The organism is Paraburkholderia kirstenboschensis (genome assembly GCF_904848585.1).
Taxonomy (GTDB): domain Bacteria; phylum Pseudomonadota; class Gammaproteobacteria; order Burkholderiales; family Burkholderiaceae; genus Paraburkholderia; species Paraburkholderia kirstenboschensis.
In genome coordinates this window covers 115580-122565 of record NZ_CAJHCR010000020.1, presented here as the reverse complement: position 1 = coordinate 122565, position 6986 = coordinate 115580, and the positions used below count along the sequence as shown (strand labels likewise).

Annotated in this window: 6 protein-coding genes and 2 pseudogenes; 4 read left to right on the top strand and 4 right to left on the bottom strand. The window is 61.1% G+C overall.

Annotated features, from left to right (window positions below; all coding sequences use genetic code 11):
* Positions 1–108 precede the first annotated feature (108 nt).
* Both JMY24_RS32740 and JMY24_RS32735 read right to left on the bottom strand, forming a co-directional pair.
* Positions 109–510, bottom strand: a pseudogene (locus JMY24_RS32740) (DDE-type integrase/transposase/recombinase); the annotation flags it as partial.
* Positions 511–849: 339 nt separating this feature from the next.
* Positions 850–1191, bottom strand: a complete 342-nt coding sequence (locus JMY24_RS32735) for a hypothetical protein (RefSeq protein WP_128598737.1) — start codon at positions 1189–1191, stop codon at positions 850–852.
* A 568-nt stretch (positions 1192–1759) separates the two neighbouring features.
* Between JMY24_RS32735 and hpnJ the strand changes: the two genes are divergently transcribed.
* The 4 genes and pseudogenes from hpnJ to JMY24_RS39700 all read left to right on the top strand — a co-directional run bounded on the left by hpnJ (position 1760) and on the right by JMY24_RS39700 (position 5769).
* The gene (gene hpnJ, locus JMY24_RS32730; protein ID WP_128598736.1) at positions 1760–3181 is read left to right on the top strand and encodes a hopanoid biosynthesis associated radical SAM protein HpnJ; all 1422 of its coding nucleotides are present in this window, start codon (positions 1760–1762) and stop codon (positions 3179–3181) included.
* Positions 3178–4341, top strand: a complete 1164-nt coding sequence (gene hpnI, locus JMY24_RS32725) for a bacteriohopanetetrol glucosamine biosynthesis glycosyltransferase HpnI (protein WP_201703622.1) — start codon at positions 3178–3180, stop codon at positions 4339–4341. The genes hpnJ and hpnI overlap by 4 nt, the downstream gene beginning before the upstream one ends.
* A gap of 187 nt (positions 4342–4528) precedes the next feature.
* Positions 4529–5610, top strand: a pseudogene (locus JMY24_RS32720) (flippase-like domain-containing protein).
* Between the two features lie 12 nt (positions 5611–5622).
* Positions 5623–5769 carry a hypothetical protein gene (locus JMY24_RS39700; RefSeq protein ID WP_201703620.1) on the top strand — a complete coding sequence of 49 codons (147 nt, stop codon included), beginning with the start codon at positions 5623–5625 and terminating at the stop codon, positions 5767–5769.
* 175 nt (positions 5770–5944) lie between these two features.
* On the opposite strand, the gene JMY24_RS39695 is transcribed toward JMY24_RS39700, so the two are convergent.
* Entirely contained in the window at positions 5945–6088 is a 144-nt protein-coding gene (locus JMY24_RS39695) for a hypothetical protein (protein ID WP_201703618.1), read from the bottom strand.
* Positions 6088–6747 (bottom strand): response regulator, encoded by a 660-nt coding sequence (locus JMY24_RS32705; protein WP_201703616.1) that lies wholly within the window; start codon positions 6745–6747, stop codon positions 6088–6090. The genes JMY24_RS39695 and JMY24_RS32705 overlap by 1 nt, the downstream gene beginning before the upstream one ends.
* Positions 6748–6986: the final 239 nt, after the last annotated feature.

Below are 6986 nucleotides of genomic sequence, written 5' to 3'. Positions count from 1 at the left end.
CCCGGCGACGTCAAACTGATCAAAGGCGCAGGCAGTCGATACGGCGGCAGGCCGCCCCGTCTAATTCCCGCTCAACAAACCGAACAAGGTGCATTATGAAGTCAACGCCTTGGTCTTGGCGCGATACGGGCGACACGCCTTCGGCGTGAAGCCGTAGGTCTCAGCCAGCGCAAGCAGCTGTGGGTTCCAGCTATGCTCGCCTTCGCCGAATGCATCGCGCTCGATGACCACCGACTTCGCGTTGTCAAACAGCACATGCTCCGGCGTGCCGCCGAAGTAGACGAGCGCCTCACGTAGGCATTCGCACAATGTCGCGGCATCCTCACGCGCGGTGAACCGCACGAAGCTCGCGCGGCTGTAACCCATCGTCGCGACCAGCGCGAGCAATGGCTCGCGTCCTCGCCGGATAACCGTGAAATCGGCTTGCATCTGCTTGCCGGGCGCGGTCTCGAAGCGCACCACTGGCTCGGCTTCAGAACGCTTAGACACCGGCGAGATTGAGGCCGAAAGGCCACGATTCGGCGCGAGGAGCCGGGTGCATCCCGCGAGACCGAGGCGTCACGTCAGGACGCGAACAACGTCGAGTTTCTACTGAGACGGGCGCATGACGGAAACGGACACGACGCCGGTAAATATTGGAAACTGACGCTTCGCGTTGTGCGGCGGCTCGTCGGTGCTTTCCGGCGCTGCGCTATATAAAGCCCCACTATTTTCGTTGGGAAGGCACGTCGAATTGCTGCGTTGTCTGGCGGACAGCGACAAACATGACTCTGCGATTCAAGGCGCGCTTCCGAATCGGATGACCCGCTCGCGCCGCCTTCATGGGCGTACAGTCCCCGACGCTCGCGTTCAGGCGCCAGCCTCGAGCGTTACGCCGGCACCGCGAATCACCTGCAGATAAGCGACGGTATCGCCGACCGCAGCAGTTGCCCCCTCTGCGAGCCTGCGCACGCGCGTTGACTTTTCGGCGCTCGCCATCATCGATTCAAGTGCGTCCGCATGCGCGAATCCGTGGGCAGTGGCCGCGCCGAGCACGGCGTCCAGAATGCGCCGGGCGGCCATGCGGGCGTCGATCGACGCGGCGGAAGCCCGGTACGTTAAAAAGCCCGCCATCAGCAGAAACTCGGCAGGGCTGATATAGCGGCCATTGCCAACCGGCACTCCGTCCTCGTTGCAACGATCCAGCCCCATGTATCGCCTCCCACTCTGAGACACTGGGCGCCGTGAACCCACGCACCGTGTCATTACCGTGAGGGATCCACCGTAATCCCGGTTGCCGCGCGCGACGCTGCACGCCGCGTAGAGAAGATCACTCTGCTGAACCGCGCCTCGGTGGAAAGCACAGTCAGGAAAATATAGTACAAAGAATCGCTCCTACCAAAGATCGTGATCCGTTTGTCGTTAGGTATTAGCACCTAGCGTTCGAAAGTGATGTTCCTGTCATGAGCGGCGGGCCGATAGTCCCTCTTTTTCGCCGTGAAGAGACCGCAAGTCGTAGTATTCTTGATCCGCCGCTTGCTCTCCGTTCAGAACGACTGCCTCTCCAACGCGCGTCATCTGTCCTGCGGCTAAAAAAGGATGCTGACGTGGCCCCACGCGTCCCGATAGATGCAAAGCAGAGGGCTACATCGTGAGCCGCCCCACGCAACATTGTCATTGCTTTGAAGGCTTCGAATAGTTCGTGAACATCGCCATGCATGGCGAGTCCCTGCCAGCCAATTGATCTGGCCTGCATGGACGATCTTCCTTGAGGGAATTCATGAAAACATTGTTTCTGCAAGCGCCTTCTTATGAAGGCTTTGATGGCGGCGCAGGTTCCCGCTTCCAGACGAAGCGTGAGATCAAATCGTTCTGGTATCCGACGTGGCTGGTGCAACCCGCTGCGCTGGTGGAGGGAAGCCGTGTGGTGGATGCCCCCGCCGATGATCTGTCTCTCGAAGCGACGCTCGACATTGCGCAGGAATACGAACTTGTCATCATCCATACGAGTTCACCGTCGTTCCAGAGCGACATTCAATTCGCAGACCATTTGAAGCGGCGCAAACCGGGGATCCTTGTCGGGATGATCGGCGCCAAAGTTGCCGTCGACCCTTTCGGTTCGCTTGCTGCTGGCGATGCACTCGATTTTGTATGTCGCGAAGAATTCGATTTCACATGTCGCGAAATTGCGCAGGGACTTTCGTTCGAATCAATTCTCGGCCTCAGCTACCGCCTGCCCGATGGCCGAATCATGCACAATGACCCCCGGCCCGTCCTTGAAGACATGGACCAGTTGCCGTTCGTTTCGCCCATCTATAAGCGCGATCTGACGCCCGATCATTACTTCAGCGGTTACCTGAAGCATCCTTATCTGTCCCTCTATACCGGGCGCGGCTGCAAATCCAGATGCACCTTCTGCCTCTGGCCGCATACGGTCGGCGGCCATCGGTATCGCACGCGCTCGGTCGAAAACGTCCTCCAGGAAGTGAAATGGATCAGGGACAACATGCCCGAGATCAAGGAGATAATGTTCGACGACGACACCTTCACGGATCTCAGACCGAGAGCCGAAGAGATCGCTCGCGGACTTGGCAGGTTAGGTGTGACGTGGTCCTGCAATGCGAAGGCGAACGTGCCGTACTCCACTCTCAAGGTGATGAAAGAGAACGGGTTGCGGCTTTTGCTGGTCGGCTATGAATCCGGCGACGACCAGATTCTCGTGAACGTCAAAAAGGGGCTGCGCACCGATATGGCGCGCCAATTCAATGAGGATTGCCGCAAGCTCGGTATCAAGATTCACGGCACATTCATCCTTGGCCTGCCTGGCGAGACGCACGAGACGATACAGAAGACAATCGAGTACGCGAAAGAGATCAATCCCCATACGATCCAGGTGTCGCTCGCCGCGCCCTATCCTGGCACGGTCCTTCACAAGCAGGCCGTCGAAAATGGATGGCTCAATGACACCAAGGTCATCACCCTCGTCAATTCCGCGGGCACCCAGGCTTCTACGATCGGCTATCCTCATCTCTCGCGCGAGGAGATCTACCTTGGCGTCGAGGAGTTTTACAAGCGCTTCTATTTCCGACCATCGAAAATCTGGGAAATCGTGCGCGAAATGCTGACCAGTTGGGACATGATGAAACGGCGCTTGCGCGAAGGCGTCGAGTTCTTCCGGTTCCTGCGCGCTCACAAGGCGTGAACGCCGCGCATTGGATCGCGGTCGCGATTGCTTATGCATGCGCCGCGTGCGCGGTTTCCGGCGTTGGCTACACGCTCGTGGCGAGCGTGCTGATCGGGCGGTTCTTTGCGCGTGCGGTCGCCGAGCCGGGCAGCTTTCCGGCTATAACGGTCGTGAAGCCGCTGCACGGCAGCGAAGGCGCACTGCTGCGCAATCTGTCGAGTTTCTGCGAGCAGAACTATGCCGGCGCCGTGCAGTACGTGTTCGGCGTACACGACCCGGCGGACCCGGCATTGCAAACCGTCGACGAATTGCAGCGCCTGTATCCACAGGCGGACATCACGGTGATTGCCGACAACGGGCTGTACGGCCCGAATCGCAAGATCAGCAACATCATCAATATGCTGCCGCACGTGCGGCACGACGTGCTGGTGTTTGCCGATAGCGATGTCGGCGTGGAGCCCGACTATCTGCGCTACATCGTCGGCGAACTGGAGCAGCCCGGCGTTGGACTCGTGACGTGCCCGTATCGCGGCGAGCCCGATCCGGGCTTCTGGCCGCGCCTGTCGTCAGCCGCGACTCACTATCAGTTTTTGCCGGGGGTCGTCAGCGGGATCGCGCTCGGTCTTGCGCGGCCATGCTTTGGACAGACGATTGCAATGCGGCGCGCCACGCTCGACAGGATCGGCGGCCTGATGCCGTTCGTGCGTCATCTTGCGGAAGATCACGCGATAGGCGAAGCGGTACGCGCAATCGGCGAGAAAGTGGCGATTCCGCCGTTCACCATCTCGCATGCTTGCGTGGAGGCCAGCGCGGCGCAACTCGTCTCGCACGAGCTGCGCTGGAGCCGGACGATCCGCAGCATCGATCCGCTCGGCCATCTCGGCTCCGCGTTGATGCATCCACTCGCGTTCGCATTGCTCGCCGTGGTGTTCTCGGCCGGCGCGTCATGGGGTTGGGTGGTTGCAGCGCTCGCCCTGTTTGCGCGCTTCGCATTGAAGCTTTGCGCCGATCGCGCGTTGCGGCAGGCGCATGGCGGGCTATGGCTGCTGCCGATATGGGATATCGTGTTGTTTGCGATTTTCCTGGCGAGCTTCGGCTCTTCGCGCGTGATCTGGCGCGGGTTCAGCTTCGAGGTGGACGGCGACGGCCTGCTGTCGGCCGCGCCGGACGAGTCGTGATGAGGCTCGATGATGCTCGATGAGGCTCGATGAGGCTCGATGAGGCTCGATGAGCCGCGATGTGGCACGAACAGGTGGCGGACGAAGGGGAGGTCAGGGCAGCAATGACGCGCAGGTCTTCTGAATCGAACGATGAGCGGCAAGCCTCCTGCACGAGGCGTGCGACCCGTGCGCACGAGGTATCCGCATGATGAAGCATCTCGGCCGCGTCGCCGCGCTCGCGGGTCTCATCGCGTCGCTTGGGCTCTTCTGGCAGGACAACCCGGGTGCAGTGCTCGGCGCGTTGCGCGCGGCTGGCGCGGGTCTCGTGCTCGCGGCGCTCGCGCATGTGCTGCCGATGCTCGCCAATGCCTGCGACTGGCGTTCGCTGATTCGTGGCGCGAACCGGCCGCACGTTCCGAACATGCTGCACCTCGTGTGGGTGCGCGAATCCGTCAATAGCATGCTGCCGGTCGCGCGCATCGGTGGAGAGGTGGTGTCGTTTCGCATGCTCAGGCGTTGGGGCGTGAGGTCGTCGACGGCGGTGGCGAGCATCATCGTCGACATGCAGTTGACCGTAATCAGCCAGTTGCTCTTCACGATGGTCGGCATCGGCTTTCTGTTCGCGCATGCCCATTCCGACACGCTACGGCTCGCCGGGCAACTCGCGTGGGGTGTGGTCGTGCTGACGCCGCTGCTCGTGTTGTTCGCGCTCGTGCAGCACGCCAGTCCGTTCGAGCGCATGACGCGCGCGCTCAATCACATGACGAGCGGCAAGCTCACCGCGCTCGTGGGCAGTCGGCGCAGATCGATCGGGCAATCAAGCTGATCTGGCGACGCCGCGGCGTCGTGCTGCGCTACCTGTTTTTCTGGCAGCCGCTGCAGTGCTTTTTGACCTCGCTCGAAGTCTGGCTCGCGCTGTACTTTCTGGGCGCGCGAGTGACGCTCGTCGAAGCCGTGGTAATCGAGTCGTTGATCCAGGCCATCGGCAGCGCAGCGTTCTTCGTGCCGGGCGGACTTGGCGTGCAGGAGGGCGGCTTCATCCTGATCGGCGGCGCACTGGGCCTCGATCCGTCGACCTGTCTGGCGCTTGCGGGCGCACGTCGGATTCGCGATCTGCTGATATTCGTGCCGGGGCTGCTCGCATGGCAGTTTGCGGAGACGTCGAAGCAAGCAAGCGTGCAAAGCTCGACGCCGCTTGCAAGTTCACCTGTCTGCTCTAGCGCGCGCGGCCCGCGGCACGCACCAGTCACTGAAGTCAGCATAGCCGGCGAAACGAACCGCGGCTAGGCGGCGGGTTCAATGGACCGCGATTTCCATATTTCCGCCATCGCTTCCGTATTTCATCGCGTTATTCAGCAGATCGTCCAGAAGAATGCCACTCAGCACGGGCTCGGCATCGATCCCGGCGTGCATGTCGCAGCTCAGTGTCACGCGGATATTCCATGAGAACGAGCAGATTGATCGCGTCGACGAGCGGCCGCGCTTTCGTTGGCACATGGCCGACATCGAGAGGCTCCTGACGATTGATGTCGCGTAAGTGGATCGCATCGGAGGGCATGCGCAACCGCGCAAGGCTACAGCCGATGCTGGCACACAAGCAGCGCCAGCACCGGTAGCGGAATCAGTGCTTGGCGAGCCGCGCTCCTTCCCACTCGGCCACTTCGCGCGTGGCCTGACCATAGCTGGACGCAAGCGCGATCGCCCACACGAGGGCGATGGTGGCGAGCACGAGCAGCATGAGCCGCTGGCGAATGGATGCGCTCATTACTGTTTCTCCACCACGTAGCCGATATTGCGCACGGTTCGTATGAGCTTCGCGCCGAGCTTCTTGCGCAGGTTCGACACGTGCACCTCGACGGCATTGCTGTCAATTTCCTCCTGCCATCCATACAGGCATTCTTCCAGACGCGCGCGCGATTGCGGAATGCCCTGATTGGTCAGTAACTGGACCAGGATCGCCCATTCGCGCGACGTGAGCGACACGCGTTTGCCGGCCACTTCCACTGTTTGCGAAGCCGGATTCACCGTGAGCTCACGATAGCGGATCAGCTCGACACTGCGGCCTTGCGCGCGTCGCAGCAACGCGCGGCAACGGGCGATGAGTTCGGTGAGGTCGAAAGGCTTACCGAGATAATCGTCCGCGCCTGCTTCGAGACCGCCCACGCGGTCCACCACCGTGCCGCGCGCGGACAGCACGAGCACCGGCACGTCATTGCCGGCCTCACGCAGACGCTTGAGCAGGTCCATGCCCGACACGCGCGGCAGTCCGAGATCGAGCACGACGAGCGCGTAACTCGTGGCGTCGAGCGCGAGACCGGCTTCGTGGCCGTCGCGCGCCCAGTCGACAGTGAAACTTGCTTGACGCAAGCCTGCTTCGATCCCGCAACCGGTCAGATCGTCGTCTTCTACGAGGAGTACACGCATGGGACAAAGATTCCGTTAGATGTCTTGATCGTGTGTCCGCATGCATCGTACGACCTTCGTGCAAACACCGCGACGCTGCAGCTTCGCACGTCAGCCATGCTGTTGGCTAACTGCGTTATACCGCGTTTTGCTTAAGGTTCCCTTCAGCTTGAATCGATACTATCGCTCATCAACGGCTTACGGTTGTCTTGGCGATAAGAATTCGCTAAATGAACTTGCGACATGAGCACACGGCATCG

Coding starts and splice junctions, on each gene's coding strand:
- JMY24_RS39695 (WP_201703618.1), bottom strand. CDS start 6,088: ATGAGCGCATCCATTCGCCAGCGGCTCATGCTGCTCGTGCTCGCCACC.
- JMY24_RS39700 (WP_201703620.1), top strand. CDS start 5,623: ATGGACCGCGATTTCCATATTTCCGCCATCGCTTCCGTATTTCATCGC.
- hpnJ (WP_128598736.1), top strand. CDS start 1,760: ATGAAAACATTGTTTCTGCAAGCGCCTTCTTATGAAGGCTTTGATGGC.
- JMY24_RS32735 (WP_128598737.1), bottom strand. CDS start 1,191: ATGGGGCTGGATCGTTGCAACGAGGACGGAGTGCCGGTTGGCAATGGC.
- JMY24_RS32705 (WP_201703616.1), bottom strand. CDS start 6,747: ATGCGTGTACTCCTCGTAGAAGACGACGATCTGACCGGTTGCGGGATC.